A 15,789-nucleotide genomic window follows, 5' to 3' on the forward strand; every position below is an offset into this window, starting at 1 on the left:
AGAACCATGGCCTCGGTCGCCGAGCAGCTTGCGGCGAACGTCAATTTCGGTGCTTTCGCCAAGGCGACCGAGCTCAAAAAGCGCCTGTGGTTCACCCTGGGTGCGCTGATCGTGTACCGGCTCGGCACCTACGTGCCGCTGCCGGGCATCGATCACGCCGCCATGGCGCAGATCTTCCAGAGCCAGGCCGGCGGCATCGTCGGCATGTTCAACGTGTTCGCGGGCGGCGCGCTCGAGCGCATGTCGATCTTCGCGCTCGGCATCCTGCCCTACATCTCCGCCTCGATCATCCTGCAGCTGATGACCGCGGTGTCGCCGACCATGGAGGCCCTCAAGAAGGAGGGCGAGAGCGGTCGCAAGAAGATCAACCAGTACACCCGCTACCTGACGGTGGTGCTCTGCTCGTTCCAGGCCTACGGGCTTGCGATCGGCCTGGAAGGCACCTCCAGCGGGTTCGGCAGCGCGGTCATCGACCCCGGCTGGTTCTTCCGCCTCTCCACGGTGATCACCATCGTGGGCGGCACGATGTTCCTGATGTGGCTGGGCGAGCAGATCACCGCGCGCGGGATCGGCAATGGCATCTCGCTGATCATCTTCGTCGGCATCGTGGCCTCGCTGCCGGCAGCCCTCGCCAGCACGCTCGAGCTCGGGCGGACCGGGGCGATCTCGGCTGGGTTCATCATCCTGCTGATCGTGCTGATGCTGGCGGTGATCACGGCGATCGTGTTCATGGAGCGCGCCCAGCGCCGGGTGCTGGTCCAGTACCCCAAGCGCCAGCAGGGTAACCGGGTGTTCGGCGGCGAGAGCTCGCATCTTCCGCTCAAGGTCAACACCTCGGGCGTGATCCCGGCGATCTTCGCGAGCTCGCTCCTGTTGCTCCCGGCGACGTTCAGCAGCTTCATCGACGCGAACACCAGCCATCCGTGGCTGATCGAGCTGAACGCGATGATGGGACGCGGCCATCCGGTCCACATCTTCCTGTATGTCGCGCTGATCGTGTTCTTCGCGTTCTTCTACACGTCGATCGTCTTCAACCCGAAGGAGACGGCGGAGAACCTGCGCAAGCAGGGCGGGTTCATCCCGGGCGTGCGCCCGGGCGAGCGGACCGCGGCCTACCTCGAATACGTGCTCACGCGGCTGACCGTGGTGGGTGCGGCGTACCTGGCGGCGGTCTGCGTGCTGCCCGAGATCCTGATCTCGCAATACGCCGTGCCGTTCTATTTTGGCGGGACCAGCCTGCTGATCGTGGTGTCGGTGACGATGGACACGGTCGGACAGATCCAGTCGCACCTGATCGCCCATCAGTATGAAGGGCTGATCAAGAAGGCACGGTTGCGCGGTCCGGTCGGGAGACGTTGATGCGGGTTATTCTTCTCGGTCCCCCCGGTGCCGGCAAGGGAACTCAGGCGGCGTGGATCCGGGACCGGTTCAGCATCCCGCAGCTCTCCACGGGCGACATGCTGCGCGCGGCGGTCGCCAACGGGACCGAGGTCGGCCGGCAGGCCAAGGCGATCATGGAGGCGGGCAAGCTCGTCTCCGACGACGTGATCAACGCCATCGTCGCGGAGCGGATCGACCAGCCCGACTGCGCCGGCGGCTTCATCCTGGACGGCTTCCCGCGGACCACCGACCAGGCCGAGGCGCTCGACCGCATGCTGGCGGAGCGCGATCTCCGCATTGATGCGGTGATCGAGTTCCAGGTGGACCAGGCCGCCCTGGTCGAACGGATTTCTGGCCGGTATGCCTGCGCGAATTGCGGGGCCGGCTATCACGACACGTTCAAGAAGCCCAAGGTGCCGGGCGTCTGCGACGTGTGCGGCAGCACGGAGTTCGTGCGCCGCAAGGACGACAATGCCGAGACGGTGGCGGCTCGGCTCGAGGCGTATGACGCGCAGACCGCGCCGCTCCTGCCGTACTACCGGCAGCGCGGCAATCTGCACACGGTCGACGGCATGGCGCCGATCGGTGAGGTGACGGCCGCGATTGCGGCGGTCCTGGAGCCGCTGGCGACGGAAACCGCGTCCGGACCCGCAGGCGGGTCTGCTGAAAAAGCAGGCTCGTCCGGAGCCGGTAACGCTTGACAGTCTTGTAACGGTTCTTATGATCCGCGCACTTTTGTCGCTACCGACCGGTGGCGATGCGATCGCGCGTTGCGTTTGAAGGGGAGCGATCGGTGGCTCGTATCGCAGGTGTGAACCTGCCCAGTGGCAAACAGGCCTGGGTTGCGCTGACTTATATCTTTGGGATCGGGCCGCACAGCTCCCGGTTGATTCTCGACGAAGTGCAGATCGACCATAGCCGGCGGATCAACGATCTGAGCGACGCGGAGCTCGTGAAGATCCGTGAGGCGATCGATCGCCAGTTCAAGGTCGAGGGTGATCTTCGTCGCGATGTCGCGATGAACATCAAGCGGCTGATGGACCTGGGCTGCTATCGCGGCCTGCGCCATCGCCGTGGCCTGCCGGTGCACGGCCAGCGGACGCACACCAACGCCCGCACCCGCAAGGGCCCGGCCCGGGCCATCGCCGGCAAGAAGAAAGCGACGAAGAAGTAATCATGGCTACTGGCAAGGACGCCGGCTCGCGCATCAAGCGCCGCGAGCGGAAGAACATCACGTCGGGCGTGGCGCATGTGAGCGCGACGTTCAACAACACGATGATCACCATCACCGATGCGCAGGGCAACGCGATTGCCTGGTCGTCGGCTGGTGCGCAGGGCTTCAAGGGCTCGCGCAAGTCCACCCCGTTCGCGGCGCAGGTCGCGGCGGAGCTGGCGGCGCGCAAGGCCATGGAGCACGGCATGAAGACCGTCGAGGTCCAGGTGCGTGGTCCGGGCTCCGGCCGCGAGTCGGCGCTGCGTGCGCTGCAGGCGGCTGGTCTGGTGGTCAGCACGATCCGCGACGTCACGCCGATCCCGCACAATGGCTGCCGCCCGCGCAAGCGTCGGCGCGTCTGACCTCATCTCTATCCGCTGGGACGGGTCTCGGTGTGCTTCGGCACCCGGGACCCGTTCTTTCGATCGATCGTCGTTCCTGAGAGGCATCCCGTGATCCAACGGAACTGGCATGAGCTGATCAAGCCCCAGAAGCTCGACATTCAGGTCGGCCGGCGCCCGGATCGTGAAGCCACGGTGGTCGTGGAGCCGCTCGAGCGCGGTTTCGGCATCACCATCGGCAACGCGCTGCGTCGTGTCCTCCTGTCGTCGCTCCAGGGCGCCGCGATCACCTCGGTCCAGATCGACGGTGTGCTGCACGAGTTCGCCGCCATTCCCGGCGTCCGCGAGGACGTCACCGACATCGTCCTGAACCTGAAGACCATCGGGATCCGCGGCCATGGCGAGACGCCGAAGCGCTGCTACCTGAAGGTCGAGGGTCCGGCGGTGGTCACCGCCGGCATGATCGAGACGCCCCATGACGTCGAGATCATGGACCCGGACCATGTGATCTGCCACGTCGACCAGGGCGGCAAGTTCTCGGTCGAGCTCACCGTGCAGACCGGCAAGGGCTACGTGGCGGCGCATCTGAACAAGGCCGAGGACGCGCCGATCGGCCTGATCGCCATCGACGCGATCTACAGCCCGGTGCGCAAGGTCGCCTACAAGGTCGACAACAGCCGTGTCGGCCAGCAGACCGACTACGACCGTCTGACCCTGCAGCTGGAGACCGACGGCTCGGTCAGCCCGGAGGATGCGCTGGCGCTGGCCGCGCGGATCCTCCAGGATCAGCTGCAGCTGTTCATCAACTTCGAGGAGCCGCAGGCCCACGGGGCGGGCGAGGTCAAGCGCGACCTGCCGTTCAACCCGAACCTGCTGCGCAAGGTCGACGAGCTGGAGCTTTCGGTCCGCTCGGCGAACTGCCTGAAGAACGACAACATCGTGTATATCGGCGATCTGGTCCAGAAGACCGAGGCCGAGATGCTGCGTACGCCGAACTTCGGTCGCAAGTCCCTGAACGAGATCAAGGAAGTGCTGGCCCAGATGGGTCTGCACCTGGGCATGGAAGTGCCCGGCTGGCCGCCGGAAAACATCGAAGAACTGGCCCGCAAGGTCGAGGAACCGTTCTGAGGTTCTTTCGGACCTCGGTGCTGAATGTAGCTTAGGCGCGGCCCCTTGGCCGCTGGTTGAAGTCGGAAGGTCATCATGCGTCATCGTGTACGCGGTCGGGCGTTCAGCCGCGACAGCTCCCACCGGCAGGCGATGTTCGCCAACCTGGTGAGCGCCCTGGTCAAGCACGAGCAGATCGTGACGACCCTGCCGAAGGCCAAGGAGCTGCGGCCGATCGTCGAGAAGATGGTCACGCTCGCCCGCAAGGGCGATCTGGCCGCCCGTCGTCTGCTGATCGCGCGCACGCGCAGCGAGGCGGCGGCGAAGAAGCTCGTCGAGGTGCTGGGCCCGCGCTACAGCAACCGTCCGGGCGGCTATGTCCGGATCCTCAAGGCTGGCTTTCGCTACGGCGACAACGCGCCGGTGGCGGTGATCGAGTTCGTCGACCGCGACATCGACGCCAAGGGCAAGGACAGCGGTCCGGTCCAGGTGCGCGAGGACGAGAACGAGGCGGTCGCCGCGGCGGCCTGATCCGGCGGAGCCTTTTGGCTTCTCGATCGCCGGTCGAACGACCATATCGAAGAGGGCCGGGCGGCGACGTCCGGCCCTTCGTCGTTTCCAGCCCACCAACGGAGCTCGCGGATGCGCAGCCTCGTCGCCTTGCCGTCGGTGATCGGCCTCGTCCTGCTGCTCCTCTGGGCGCCGCTTCAGGCACAGGAACGCCAGGTTCCGGCCTCCCAGGCGCAGGTCCGGCTGAGCTTCGCGCCGGTGGTCCGGGCGGTGGTGCCGGCAGTGGTCAACATCCAGACTTCGCGCGACGTGGCAGGCGCCAACCGGCCGTTCCTGAACGATCCGCTGCTGGAGTTCTTTTTCGGCCAGAACCGCGGGCGCGCTCCGGCCGAACGGCGGGTCGAGAACTCCCTGGGCTCCGGCGTGATCCTGCGCGGCGACGGGGTGGTGGTGACCAACAACCACGTGATCGAGGGCGCCGACCAGATCACAGTCATCCTGTCCGACCGGCGGTCGTTCCAGGCGGAACTCCTGTCGCGCGACGAGCGTGCCGACTTGGCCTTCCTCAAGATCGATCCGGGCAACGAGACCCTGCCGACCCTGCAACTCGCCAGCTCGGATGCGCTGGAAGTGGGTGATCTGGTCCTGGCGGTCGGCAATCCGTTCGGGATTGGCCAGACGGTCACGTCCGGAATCGTGTCGGCCACCAACCGGTCTGCGGAAGGGCTGGAGCGCGACGTGTCGTTCATCCAGACCGATGCGGCGATCAATCCGGGCAACTCCGGAGGGGCGCTGGTCGACCTGGACGGCCAGCTGGTCGGCATCAACACCGCGATCTTCTCGCGCTCGGGCGGGTCGATCGGGATCGGGTTCGCCATTCCGGCCGACCTGGTGCGGGTGCGGCTGCAGGGCGCGGTGTCCGGCAACCAGGAAATCTCGCGCCCCTGGCTCGGCGCCGACCTGCAGAGCGTCGATGTCGGGATCGCCGAGAGCCTGGGCATGCAAAGCCCGCGCGGCGTGCTGGTCGGCCGGATCTGGCCGGACAGTGCTGCCGCCGAGGCGCGCCTCCTGACCGGCGACGTGATCCTGTCGGTGGATGGCGCGCCGGTGGATGACCCGGCGAGCTTCGGCTACCGGATGGCGCTGCGCCCCCTGGGCACGCCCGCCAGCCTCGTGGTGCTGCGTCGCGAGGAGCAGATCCATCTGGACGTGCCCCGCGCGGCGGCACCGGAGCGCCCCGCACCGGATCTCACCACCTTCGGGCCGGAGGATGCCTTGGGCGGCGCCACGGTCGCCAACATGTCCCCCGGCTTCAACGAGCGGCACGGGCTGGACCCGTTCGACACGGGCGTGGTGGTGGTCGAGGTCCGGCGCCGCTCCAGGGCCGCCTACATGAACCTGGAGGTGGGCGACGTGATCGTGGGGATCGATGGCAGGGAGGTGCGCAGCGTGGACGAACTCGAGGAGGCCCTGCCCAGGCGCGGCCGCCCGTTCGGGCTGGCGGTCAAGAGCGGTGGGCGCCTCTACCAGTTCCGGGTGACCGGCTGATGGACCTGTTCGGTGAGACGCCTCCGGCCACGGGTAAGCGCCGGCGGCGCGAGGAGGCCGACCGGCCGCTGGCCGATCGCCTGCGGCCGGCGCGGGTCGAGGAGATGGTCGGGCAGGAGCATCTGTTCGCCGCGGAGGCGCCGCTCGCCCGGATGCTGGCGAAGGGGCGGCTGCAGTCGATGATCCTGTGGGGGCCACCCGGCTGCGGCAAGACCACGCTCGCCCGGATCCTGGCCGATGCGACGGGCGAGCCGCTGCTGGAGCTTTCCGCGGTGATGTCGGGCGTAGCCGACCTGCGCAAGAGCTTCGAGGATGCCCGCAAGCTGCGCGGCTCCGGACGCCATCCGCTGCTCTTCATCGACGAGATCCACCGCTACAACCGCGCCCAGCAGGACGGCCTGCTCCACGAGGTCGAGGACGGCACCGTCACCCTGGTGGGCGCCACCACCGAGAACCCCTCCTTTGCCCTGGTTCCCGCCCTCCTGTCGCGCTGCCAGGTCCTGGTGCTGCATCGCCTGGACGCACCGGCCCTGAATGGCCTGATCAGCCGGGCCGAGGCGGCGCTGGGACGCCGCCTGCCGCTCAGCGCGCCGGCCCGGGCGCGCCTGGCCGAGATGGCGGATGGCGATGGCCGCTACCTCCTCAACCTGGTCGAAGCCCTGGCGGACCTGCCGCCCGAGCCTGATCTCGATCCCGAAGCGCTCGGCCGCACGCTGCAGCGGCGGATGCCGCTCTACGACCGGGCCCAGGAGAGCCACTACAACCTGATCAGCGCCCTGCACAAATCGGTGCGCGGCTCGGATCCGGATGCGGCGCTCTACTGGTTCTGCCGGATGCTCGAGGGAGGGGAGGACCCGCGCTTCCTGGCGCGCCGGATCGTGAGGATGGCGGTCGAGGATATCGGGCTGGCTGATCCTCGTGCGGTCGAGCAGGCGCTGGCGGCCGCCACCACCTTTGAGCGCCTGGGCAGCCCGGAAGGCGAACTGGCCCTGGCGCAGGCGGTCGTGTATCTGGCGGCGGCGCCGAAGTCGAACGCGGTCTACCTGGCCTATAAGGCGGCCCGCGCGGCAGCCAAGGAAACCGGCTCGCTGATGCCGCCCGCCACCATTCTCAATGCGCCCACCCGGCTCATGAAGGAACTGGGTTACGGGCGGGACTACGACTACGATCACGACGCCCCGGACCGCTTCTCCGGGCAGAACTATTTTCCCGACGGCATGTCGCGACCGTCGTTCTACCGGCCGACGGCCGAAGGGATCGAAGCGCGGATTGCCGAGCGCCTGGACCGGCTGGACCGGTTGCGCCTGGAACGTGAGAAGGATCGCCAGCCATGAGCGGCGTCGAGCAGAGGACCATCGCCCGGGCCGAGGCGGACTGGCGTTTCGATCGCTGGTGCAAGGTCCATTTCCCGGACCTGGGCTTCGGGCAGATGCAGAAGCTCCTGCGCACCGGCCAGTTCCGCCTGGACGGCAAGCGGATCGACGCTGCCGCCCGGCTGACGCCCGGGCAGGTGGTGCGCGTTCCTCCGCTTCCGCTGGCACCCGACGTGCCGCTCCTGCCGGTCAAGCCGGAGCAGCGCGTCTCCGAGCGCGACACCGCGATGCTGCGCAGTCTGGTGATCCACGAGGACGACGCGCTGATCGCCATCGCCAAGCCGGCAGGCTTGGCGGTGCAGGGCGGCACCGGCACCACCCGCCACGTCGACGGCCTGATGCAGGCGTTTGCCGACCGCCACGGCGACAAGCCGAAGCTGGTCCACCGTCTCGACCGCGACACGTCTGGGGTGCTGGTGCTGGCCAAAACCGCCGCTGCGGCCCGGTCGCTCACCTTCGCCTTCCAGCAGCACAAGGTGCGCAAGCTCTACTGGGCGGTGGTGATCGGCCGGCCCAAGCGCGACGAGGGCGTCATCGACCTGGCGCTCGAGAAGAGCGGCGGGGCAGGGCACGAGAAGATGACCGCCAGCGAAAGCGAGGAAGCCCGCTACGCGCGCACCGGCTTCCGGGTGGTCGATGCCAACGCCAAGGTCGCGGCCTGGCTGGGCCTCCTGCCACTCACCGGGCGCACCCACCAGCTGCGCGCGCACTGCGCGCTCTCGGGCTTCCCGATCCTGGGCGACGGCAAGTATGGCGGCAAGGCTGCCCATCCGACCGGGGCGCCGTCCGGGCTGGCGCTGCATGCGCGGGAGCTGGACCTGCCCCATCCCGACGGCGGCCGCCTGCGGCTGACCGCCGAGCCGGACAAGCCGATCCGCGCGGCGTTCGACTGGATGGGCCTGGGCCGGGAGCTGCCGCGCTTCGCCCGCCTCGACGACTGGCCGGAGGACCGCCGGTGAAGCTGGTCCTGTTCGACTGCGACGGGACGCTCGTCGACAGCGGCGCGCTGATCGTGGCGGCGGCCGAGGACGCGTTCACGGAGTTCGGCGAAGTACCACCCGACGAGATCACCCTGCGGGCCGCGATCGGGTTGTCGGTTGCGGAATGCATGGAGTTCTGGCGCCCGGCCATGTCGGACGCGGGCCGCGCCGAGATCGCCCGGGCGTTCGGCCAGCACTACTGGAAGTACCGCGCCAGCGGCGTGCATGCCGAGCCGCTGTTCCCAGGCATCCTCGATCTGCTCGACCGCCTGGCGGAAGAGCCGTCGACCCTCCTGGGAATCGTCACCGGGAACAGCCGGCGCGGCCTGGATTCGATCCTGGCCCATCACGAGCTGGCCGACCGCTTCGTGACCTTCCAGACCGCCTGCCGCCACCCATCCAAGCCGCATCCGGCCATGGTGCTGCAGGCGCTGGAGGAGACCGGGGTCCAGGCGTCCGACACCGTGGTGATCGGCGATACCGCCTTCGACGTGCTGATGGCCAAGGCGGCCGGCGCATTGCCGGTCGGCGTCGCCTGGGGCAACCACCCGGTGGCGCGGCTGGTGGAGGCCGGAGCCGCGCATGTGGTCCACGGCGCGGACGAGCTCCACCCGATCCTGGGACTTGCATGAAGCGCTTCTACAAGAACGTCACGACCGCAGCCGTCGACGGGAACTGGCAGGTCCTGCTCGACGGCAAGCCGATCCGGACCCCGATGCGGCGGGTCCTGCACGTGCCGACCCTGGCGCTCGCCCAGGCGATCGCGATCGAGTGGGACCTGCAGGGGGAGGAACTGCAGGTGCCAGCCATGCGGCTGACCAGGCTCGCCACCACCGTGGTCGACCTCCTGCCGGAACGCCAGGAGCCGGCGGTTCTCCAGGTGATGGACTATGTCGGCACCGACATGCTCTGCTACCGCGCCAGCAGCCCATCCGACCTGGTGCGGCGGCAGGACGAGGTCTGGCAGCCCTGGCTCGACTGGCTGGAGCGGGCGTTCGACGTCCGGCTGCCGGTGTTCCAGACCATGCTGCCCCAGGAGGTGGCGCCGCAGGCGCAGGAGCGGCTGGACCGGGTCGTGCGCGGCCTCGACCCCTGGCGGCTGGTGGCCCTGCATGCCGCGGTGACCGCCACGGGCTCCCTGGTCCTGGGCCTAGCGATGGTGGAAGCGGTGCTGCCGGCGGACGAGGCGTTCCTGGTGGCGGAACTGGATAGCCTCTACCAGGTCGAGCAGTGGGGCGAGGACCCGGAGGTCACCCGGCGCCATGTAGCCCTGCGCGCGGACCTCGAAGCCATTGGACAGTTCGTGACGGCTCTGGCACCGCCTGTGGGCATGTGAGCTACAAGACGCCTCGCCGCCGCCGATCGATCTGGGTAGTACCGACCCAGGCAGGCCGGAACGGGCGAGGCCGCTGGCAGGGGATGACGGTGCAGACGATCATCGAGCAGCTCGAGAGCAAGCGCGAGGCCGCGCGGCAGGGCGGTGGCGAGAAGCGGGTACGCAACCAGCACAAGCGCGGCAAGCTGACCGCGCGCGAGCGCATCGAGCTCCTGCTCGACCAGGGGTCGTTCGAAGAGACCGACATGTTCGTCGAGCACCGTTGCGTCGATTTCGGCATGGACGAGATGCGCATCCCGGGCGACGGGGTGGTGACCGGGCAGGGCACCATCAACGGCCGCCTGGTGTTCGTGTTCAGCCAGGATTTCACCGTGTTCGGCGGCGCCCTCTCCGAGGCGCATGCCGAGAAGATCTGCAAGATCATGGACCGTGCCGTGAAGGTCGGCGCCCCGGTGATCGGCATCAACGACAGCGGTGGTGCTCGGATCCAGGAAGGCGTGGCGTCGCTCGCCGGCTATGCCGACGTGTTCCAGAAGAACGTGCTGGCGTCCGGGGTCGTGCCGCAGATCTCGGTGATCATGGGCCCGTGCGCGGGTGGGGCGGTCTATTCCCCGGCGATGACCGACTTCATCTTCATGGTCCGCGACAGCTCCTACATGTTCGTGACCGGGCCGGACGTGGTGAAGACCGTTACCAACGAGGTGGTGACCGCCGAGGAGCTGGGCGGGGCCGGGACCCATACCGGGAAGTCGGGCGTGGCCGACCTGGCGTTCGACCATGACATCCAGGCGCTGCACGAGCTGCGCCGCTTCTTCGACTTCCTGCCGCTCAACAACCGCGAGAAGCCGCCCGAGCGGCCCTGCGACGATCCGATCGACCGGGACGATCCCTCGCTCGACACGCTGATCCCCGCCAATTCGAACCAGCCCTACGACATGATGGAGCTGATCGAGAAGATCGTCGACGAGGCGGACTTCTTCGAGCTGCAGAAGGACTACGCGAAGAACATCATCACCGGCTTCGCCCGGATCGAGGGGCGCACCGTCGGGATCGTCGCCAACCAGCCGATGGTGCTGGCCGGCTGCCTGGACATCGCGGCCTCCGTCAAGGCGGCTCGGTTCGTGCGCTTCTGCGACTGCTTCAATATCCCGCTGGTCACGCTGGTCGACGTGCCGGGCTTCCTGCCCGGCGTCGGACAGGAATATGGCGGGATCATCAAGCATGGCGCGAAGCTCCTGTTCGCGTTCGCCGAGGCCACGGTGCCCAAGGTCACCCTGATCACCCGCAAGGCCTATGGCGGGGCCTACGACGTGATGAGCTCCAAGCATCTGCGCGGCGACGTGAATTTCGCCTGGCCCACTGCCGAGATCGCGGTGATGGGCCCCAAGGGGGCAGTGGAGATCATCTTCCGCCAGGACGCCGGCAACGGCGAGGCGATCGAGGCGCGGACCGAGGAGTACCGGGAGCGCTTTGCCAACCCGTTCGTGGCGGCCAAGCGCGGCTTTGTCGACGACATCATCATGCCGCACGGGACGCGGCGGCGGATCGCCAAGTCGCTGCGTTGGCTGGACGGCAAGCAGCTCTCCAACCCGTGGAAGAAGCACGCCAACATTCCGCTCTGATCCTGCCGCGGGAAACAACCACGATGTTCAAGAAGATCCTGATCGCCAACCGCGGCGAGATCGCCTGCCGGGTGATCCGCACCTGCCGAAAGCTGGGGATCGCCACGGTCGCCGTGTATTCGGAAGCGGATGCCCAGGCGCTGCACGTCCGGATGGCCGACGAGGCGGTGCCGATCGGGCCGGCGGCCGCCCGCGACAGCTATCTGGTGATCGACAAGATCATCGCGGCCTGCCGGCAGACCGGCGCCGAGGCCGTCCATCCGGGCTACGGGTTTCTTTCGGAGAACGCCGCCTTCGCCACCGCGCTGGATGCCGCGGGGATCGTGTTCATCGGCCCGCCGATGAACGCCGTGCAGGCGATGGGCGACAAGATCGAGAGCAAGATCCTGGCGAGGAAGGCCGGCGTCTCGGTGGTGCCGGGCCATGTCGAGCCGGTTTCCGACCCGGAGGAGGCGCTGCGGATCGCCCGGAGCATCGGCTATCCGGTCATGGTCAAGGCGGCGGCGGGCGGCGGCGGCAAGGGCATGCGCATCGCCCATGACGACCCGTCGCTGACCGAGGGGCTGGAGCGGGCCCGCTCAGAGGCGCGCTCCTCGTTCGGCGACGACCGGGTCTTCCTGGAAAAATACATCGAGCAGCCCCGGCACATCGAGATCCAGGTGCTGGGCGATCGGCATGGCCATGTCATCCATCTGGGCGAGCGAGAATGCTCGATCCAGCGCCGCCACCAGAAGGTGATCGAGGAGGCGCCGTCGCCCTTCCTGGACGAGGCCACCCGGCAGGCGATGGGCGCCCAGGCGGTGGCCCTGGCCGAGGCGGTTGGCTACCACTCCGCCGGCACCGTCGAGTTCATCGTCGACGCCCAGCGCAACTTCTATTTTCTGGAAATGAACACCCGCCTGCAGGTCGAGCATCCGGTGACCGAACTCGTCACCGGGCAGGACCTGGTGGAGTGGATGATCCGGATCGCGGACGGCGAGCGGCTCACGCTGCGCCAGGAGGACGTGACGCTCTCCGGCTGGGCGATCGAGGCCCGTGTCTATGCGGAAGACCCGTCCCGCGGTTTCCTGCCCTCGACCGGCCGCCTGCGGCGCTACCAGGCGCCGGAGGGCAAGGGCATCCGCGTCGACACCGGCGTCGCCGAGGGCCTGGACGTCTCGATGTTCTACGATCCGATGATCGCCAAGCTCTGCGCCTATGCGCCCGACCGCACCATGGCGGCAGAGCGGCTGGCCGACGCCCTGGACGCCTATGTCATCCGCGGCCTGAGCCACAACATCGCCTTCCTGACCTCGCTGATCACCCATCCGCGCTTCCTGGAAGGGCGGCTCACCACCAACTTCATCGCCGAGGAGTATGGCGAGCGGTTCGAGGGCTGCGCGCTCGCTGCCGAGGCGAAGGAGGAACTCGCGGCGGTCGCCCTGGCGATGCGGGTGGTCGAGGCGGAGCGCGCCATGGCCGGCAGCGGCAAGATGCATGGCTGGATACCGCCGCACGTGGCGTCCTGGCTGGTGACGCTGGACGACGAGCCGTTCGACCTGACGATCGAGCCCGGCGCCGGCTCCAGCCCGGTGATCATGGTCGGCACCCGCCCGGTGCCGCTGCAGCTGGACTGGAAGCCGGGCCGCCTGCTGGCCCGGGTCGAGATCGGCGGTCGCGTTCGGCTGGTCCAGGTCGACCGGCGGGCGGAAGGCTACCTGCTGACCCACCGGGGCGCCCAGGTGACCGCGGTGATCCGCACCCGCAAGGCCGCGGAATACGCGGCGCGGATGCCCAAGAAGATCCCGCCGGACCTTTCCAGGTTTCTGGTGTCGCCCATGCCGGGCCTGATCGTGTCGGTGGCGGTGGAACTGGGGCAGGAGGTCAAGGCCGGCCAGGAACTGTGCGTGCTCGAAGCCATGAAGATGGAGAACGTGCTGCGCGCGGAGCGCGACGGGATCATCGAGACGCTCGATGCGAAGCCGGGCGACGCCGTGGCGGCCGACCAGGTGCTGATGACCTTCGGCAGCACCGGCTGAGGCCGCCTGCCGCCGGCTTGGTGCCAGCGGCAGGCGGCGCTAAGGATTGCATACATCCATCCGCCCCCGAGCCCGCCGCGAAGCGGCCCGGCCCGGGGCGGATGACCAGCGGGATCGTTCCATGAACAGCCTTCCTTTCGCCACGGGCGGCGCGCTCCAGGTGCGCCGGGTCTTCTGCGTCGGCCGCAACTATGCCGAGCACGCCAAGGAGATGGGCCACGACGAGCGCGAGCCGCCCTTCTTCTTCGCCAAGTCGGCAGAAGCCCTGGTCCTGGGCCCGGAGGTGCCCTACCCGCCGATGACCGGCGACCTGCACCACGAGGTCGAACTGGTCGTCGCGATCGGGCGTGACGGGGCCGGGATCTCGGTGGACGCGGCGCGCTCCCACATTGCCGGCTACGCGGTCGGGATCGACCTGACCCGCCGCGACCTGCAGGCGGTCGCCAAGAAGCAGGCACGGCCCTGGGCCATGGCCAAGTCCTGGATCGGCGCCGCGCCGATCGGGACGCTGCATGCCCCGGCGGAAGTCGGCCACCCCCGCGCCGGCCGGATCGTGCTGAAGGTCAATGGCGAGATCCGCCAGTCCGGAGATCTGGCCGAGATGATCTGGAGCGTGGACGAGATCGTGGCCGAATTGTCGCGCTACGACCGGCTGCTGGCGGGCGACCTGATCATGACCGGCACGCCGGCCGGGGTGGGGCCGCTGGCGATCGGCGACAAGGTCGAGGTGTCCATAGACGGGATCGGCGGTGCCGGCTTCGTGATTGGCCCCGTGGCTGGCTGACCTGCCCGACGCTCCAGGTCAGAATCGAGAAGGCCGAAGGGGCGACCCCTTCGGCCTTCGATCGTTCAGGGGGTCCGGGGCCTCCGCGGGAACTTCCACGCGAACAGGACCGTCCCATGCCTCCAGGGAGGCGGTCGGAAACTCGGCGGAGACCGGATGGTCTCCGCGTCCGGTCAACGGCCGGCAGCCGCCTTCGTCGCCACGCTTTCCAATTCGGAGCGCATGACCCCGATGTCGTGGAGCTCGCGGTCGGTGAGACGCGACAGCTCGTTCATGGTCTGACGATAGAGCCACCAGCGCTTGACGGTCTCCAGCAGACCCTCGCTCGCAGGCGCCTTGGAGGCGTTGCGCAGCTGCCAGGAGGCCACCGCAGTGGTCGCAAGCACGCTGTAAGGGTTGATGAATTCGATCGACATGGCGGTACACTACTTCATTGGTGCATCCGCGATCGCCGGCTCCCGGTGTCTGCATGATGCACTGCACAAGAGCGGATATGGGCAAGAAGCGGGCATTCAGGAACCACCGTTTGTGCAATGCAGCTTGGATGGTGCTGCATGCTGGGTGGAGATCCCGTCATGATCGCGCGACGTCGGCCCCAAGTGCCGGAGGGACTCGCCGCCCGGGCGCATCGCGACCATCTCCCCTGACAGCGTCCTAGGCGCACAGCGACGGGAGATCAGCGATGCTCGAGGGCTTCGAGAAATGGCGCGTCGCCGGCGGCGGCGCCGAGATCTTCGTGCGGATCGGCGGATCGGGTCCGCCGCTCCTCCTGCTGCACGGCTACCCCCAGACTCATGTGATGTGGCACCAGGTGGCACCCCATCTGGCCGAGCGCTTCACCGTGGTCTGTCCCGACCTGCGCGGCTACGGCGCCTCCAGCACCCCCATGGGCAGTTGGGACCATTCAACCTATTCCAAGCGGGCGATGGCGGCCGACATGGTGGCCGTGATGGCAGGCTTGGGATTCGATCGCTTCGCCGCGGCGGGGCACGACCGGGGCGGCAGAGTCCTGCACCGGATGTGCCTGGACCATCCCGCCGCCGTCACGGCGGCCACCGTCCTGGACATCGTGCCGACTCGCACCGTGTTCGAGGCGACCGATCAGGCTCTGGCAACAGGCTACTACCACTGGTTCTTCCTGATCCAGAAGGCGCCGCTGCCGGAGCGGATGATCGGGATCGACCCGGAATTCTGGGTGCGGAGCAAGCTGGAGCGCTGGTCGGGCAGCGGCCTCAAGGCGTTCGCTCCCGAGGCGGTCGCCGCCTATGTCGATGCGTTCCGTGAGCCGGGCGTCGTCCACGCGACCTGCGAGGACTACCGGGCCGGGGCGACGATCGACCTGGAGCACGACCGGGCCGACGAGAACGCCAGGATCGCCTGCCCGCTCCTGGTGCTCTGGGGCGAGCACGGACTGATGCACCGCCTGTTCGACGTGCCGGCGACCTGGACGCCCAAGGCGGCGGGGCCGGTGGAAAGCCAGGTGCTGCCATGCGGGCATTTCCTGCCCGAGGAGCAGCCAGGGCCGACCATCCATGCTCTGGATGAGTTCTTCGGGAAGCACGTCCCGGCAGGATGAT

At 68.3% G+C, this 15,789-nt stretch carries 16 protein-coding genes; 15 read left to right on the forward strand and 1 reads right to left on the reverse strand.

Going from position 1 to position 15,789, the window contains the following annotated elements:
- Positions 1-6 precede the first annotated feature (6 nt).
- The 14 genes from secY (at position 7) to GEMRO_RS0115995 (ending at position 14,212) form a co-directional block, all read left to right on the forward strand.
- Entirely contained in the window at positions 7-1,359 is a 1,353-nt protein-coding gene (gene secY / locus GEMRO_RS0115930; RefSeq protein ID WP_027134804.1) for a preprotein translocase subunit SecY, read from the forward strand.
- Complete coding sequence (locus tag GEMRO_RS29975) at positions 1,359-2,081, forward strand: adenylate kinase (RefSeq protein ID WP_084507030.1); 723 nt, start codon at positions 1,359-1,361, stop codon at positions 2,079-2,081. Before secY ends, GEMRO_RS29975 begins: the two co-directional genes overlap by 1 nt.
- Before the next feature lie 92 nt (positions 2,082-2,173).
- The gene (gene rpsM / locus GEMRO_RS0115940; protein WP_027134805.1) at positions 2,174-2,554 is read left to right on the forward strand and encodes a 30S ribosomal protein S13; all 381 of its coding nucleotides are present in this window, start codon (positions 2,174-2,176) and stop codon (positions 2,552-2,554) included.
- Between the two features lie 2 nt (positions 2,555-2,556).
- The gene (rpsK, locus tag GEMRO_RS0115945) at positions 2,557-2,955 is read left to right on the forward strand and encodes a 30S ribosomal protein S11 (RefSeq protein ID WP_027134806.1); all 399 of its coding nucleotides are present in this window, start codon (positions 2,557-2,559) and stop codon (positions 2,953-2,955) included.
- A gap of 90 nt (positions 2,956-3,045) precedes the next feature.
- Positions 3,046-4,062 carry a DNA-directed RNA polymerase subunit alpha gene (locus GEMRO_RS0115950; protein ID WP_027134807.1) on the forward strand — a complete coding sequence of 339 codons (1,017 nt, stop codon included), beginning with the start codon at positions 3,046-3,048 and terminating at the stop codon, positions 4,060-4,062.
- A 75-nt stretch (positions 4,063-4,137) separates the two neighbouring features.
- A complete protein-coding gene (rplQ, locus tag GEMRO_RS0115955) occupies positions 4,138-4,572 on the forward strand; it encodes a 50S ribosomal protein L17 (RefSeq protein WP_027134808.1) in 435 nt (144 codons plus the stop codon).
- A gap of 111 nt (positions 4,573-4,683) precedes the next feature.
- Positions 4,684-6,099: a Do family serine endopeptidase gene (locus GEMRO_RS0115960; protein WP_027134809.1), complete on the forward strand. Its 1,416-nt coding sequence runs from the start codon at positions 4,684-4,686 to the stop codon at positions 6,097-6,099.
- Positions 6,099-7,433, forward strand: coding sequence for a replication-associated recombination protein A (locus tag GEMRO_RS29980; RefSeq protein WP_051329123.1), 1,335 nt, complete (start codon positions 6,099-6,101; stop codon positions 7,431-7,433). Before GEMRO_RS0115960 ends, GEMRO_RS29980 begins: the two co-directional genes overlap by 1 nt.
- Positions 7,430-8,431: an RluA family pseudouridine synthase gene (locus tag GEMRO_RS34270; protein WP_051329124.1), complete on the forward strand. Its 1,002-nt coding sequence runs from the start codon at positions 7,430-7,432 to the stop codon at positions 8,429-8,431. Before GEMRO_RS29980 ends, GEMRO_RS34270 begins: the two co-directional genes overlap by 4 nt.
- Positions 8,428-9,084 (forward strand): HAD-IA family hydrolase, encoded by a 657-nt coding sequence (locus GEMRO_RS34275; protein ID WP_035487361.1) that lies wholly within the window; start codon positions 8,428-8,430, stop codon positions 9,082-9,084. Before GEMRO_RS34270 ends, GEMRO_RS34275 begins: the two co-directional genes overlap by 4 nt.
- On the forward strand, positions 9,081-9,788 hold the full coding sequence (locus tag GEMRO_RS0115980) for an ATP12 family chaperone protein (RefSeq protein ID WP_027134810.1): 708 nt from the start codon (positions 9,081-9,083) through the stop codon (positions 9,786-9,788). Before GEMRO_RS34275 ends, GEMRO_RS0115980 begins: the two co-directional genes overlap by 4 nt.
- Before the next feature lie 89 nt (positions 9,789-9,877).
- Positions 9,878-11,410 (forward strand): acyl-CoA carboxylase subunit beta, encoded by a 1,533-nt coding sequence (locus GEMRO_RS0115985; protein ID WP_027134811.1) that lies wholly within the window; start codon positions 9,878-9,880, stop codon positions 11,408-11,410.
- A gap of 23 nt (positions 11,411-11,433) precedes the next feature.
- Complete coding sequence (locus tag GEMRO_RS0115990; RefSeq protein WP_027134812.1) at positions 11,434-13,428, forward strand: acetyl-CoA carboxylase biotin carboxylase subunit; 1,995 nt, start codon at positions 11,434-11,436, stop codon at positions 13,426-13,428.
- 121 nt (positions 13,429-13,549) lie between these two features.
- A complete protein-coding gene (locus GEMRO_RS0115995; protein ID WP_027134813.1) occupies positions 13,550-14,212 on the forward strand; it encodes a fumarylacetoacetate hydrolase family protein in 663 nt (220 codons plus the stop codon).
- A gap of 173 nt (positions 14,213-14,385) precedes the next feature.
- On the opposite strand, the gene GEMRO_RS35990 is transcribed toward GEMRO_RS0115995, so the two are convergent.
- On the reverse strand, positions 14,386-14,628 hold the full coding sequence (locus GEMRO_RS35990) for a DUF1127 domain-containing protein (protein WP_035485434.1): 243 nt from the start codon (positions 14,626-14,628) through the stop codon (positions 14,386-14,388).
- Between the two features lie 266 nt (positions 14,629-14,894).
- Here GEMRO_RS35990 and GEMRO_RS0116005 point away from each other — a divergent pair, with 266 nt between their 5' ends.
- Positions 14,895-15,788: an alpha/beta fold hydrolase gene (locus GEMRO_RS0116005; protein ID WP_027134814.1), complete on the forward strand. Its 894-nt coding sequence runs from the start codon at positions 14,895-14,897 to the stop codon at positions 15,786-15,788.
- Position 15,789 lies beyond the last annotated feature (1 nt).

Source organism: Geminicoccus roseus DSM 18922 (genome assembly GCF_000427665.1).
GTDB classification, from domain to species: Bacteria; Pseudomonadota; Alphaproteobacteria; order Geminicoccales; family Geminicoccaceae; genus Geminicoccus; species Geminicoccus roseus.

What these genes read in the sequence shown, in the direction of transcription:
- secY (WP_027134804.1), top strand. Translation starts at nt 7, where the DNA reads ATGGCCTCGGTCGCCGAGCAGCTTGCGGCGAACGTCAATTTCGGTGCT.
- GEMRO_RS29975 (WP_084507030.1), top strand. Translation starts at nt 1,359, where the DNA reads ATGCGGGTTATTCTTCTCGGTCCCCCCGGTGCCGGCAAGGGAACTCAG.
- rpsK (WP_027134806.1), top strand. Translation starts at nt 2,557, where the DNA reads ATGGCTACTGGCAAGGACGCCGGCTCGCGCATCAAGCGCCGCGAGCGG.
- rplQ (WP_027134808.1), top strand. Translation starts at nt 4,138, where the DNA reads ATGCGTCATCGTGTACGCGGTCGGGCGTTCAGCCGCGACAGCTCCCAC.
- GEMRO_RS0115960 (WP_027134809.1), top strand. Translation starts at nt 4,684, where the DNA reads ATGCGCAGCCTCGTCGCCTTGCCGTCGGTGATCGGCCTCGTCCTGCTG.
- GEMRO_RS29980 (WP_051329123.1), top strand. Translation starts at nt 6,099, where the DNA reads ATGGACCTGTTCGGTGAGACGCCTCCGGCCACGGGTAAGCGCCGGCGG.
- GEMRO_RS34270 (WP_051329124.1), top strand. Translation starts at nt 7,430, where the DNA reads ATGAGCGGCGTCGAGCAGAGGACCATCGCCCGGGCCGAGGCGGACTGG.
- GEMRO_RS0115980 (WP_027134810.1), top strand. Translation starts at nt 9,081, where the DNA reads ATGAAGCGCTTCTACAAGAACGTCACGACCGCAGCCGTCGACGGGAAC.
- GEMRO_RS0115990 (WP_027134812.1), top strand. Translation starts at nt 11,434, where the DNA reads ATGTTCAAGAAGATCCTGATCGCCAACCGCGGCGAGATCGCCTGCCGG.
- GEMRO_RS0115995 (WP_027134813.1), top strand. Translation starts at nt 13,550, where the DNA reads ATGAACAGCCTTCCTTTCGCCACGGGCGGCGCGCTCCAGGTGCGCCGG.
- GEMRO_RS35990 (WP_035485434.1), bottom strand. Translation starts at nt 14,628, where the DNA reads ATGTCGATCGAATTCATCAACCCTTACAGCGTGCTTGCGACCACTGCG.
- GEMRO_RS0116005 (WP_027134814.1), top strand. Translation starts at nt 14,895, where the DNA reads ATGCTCGAGGGCTTCGAGAAATGGCGCGTCGCCGGCGGCGGCGCCGAG.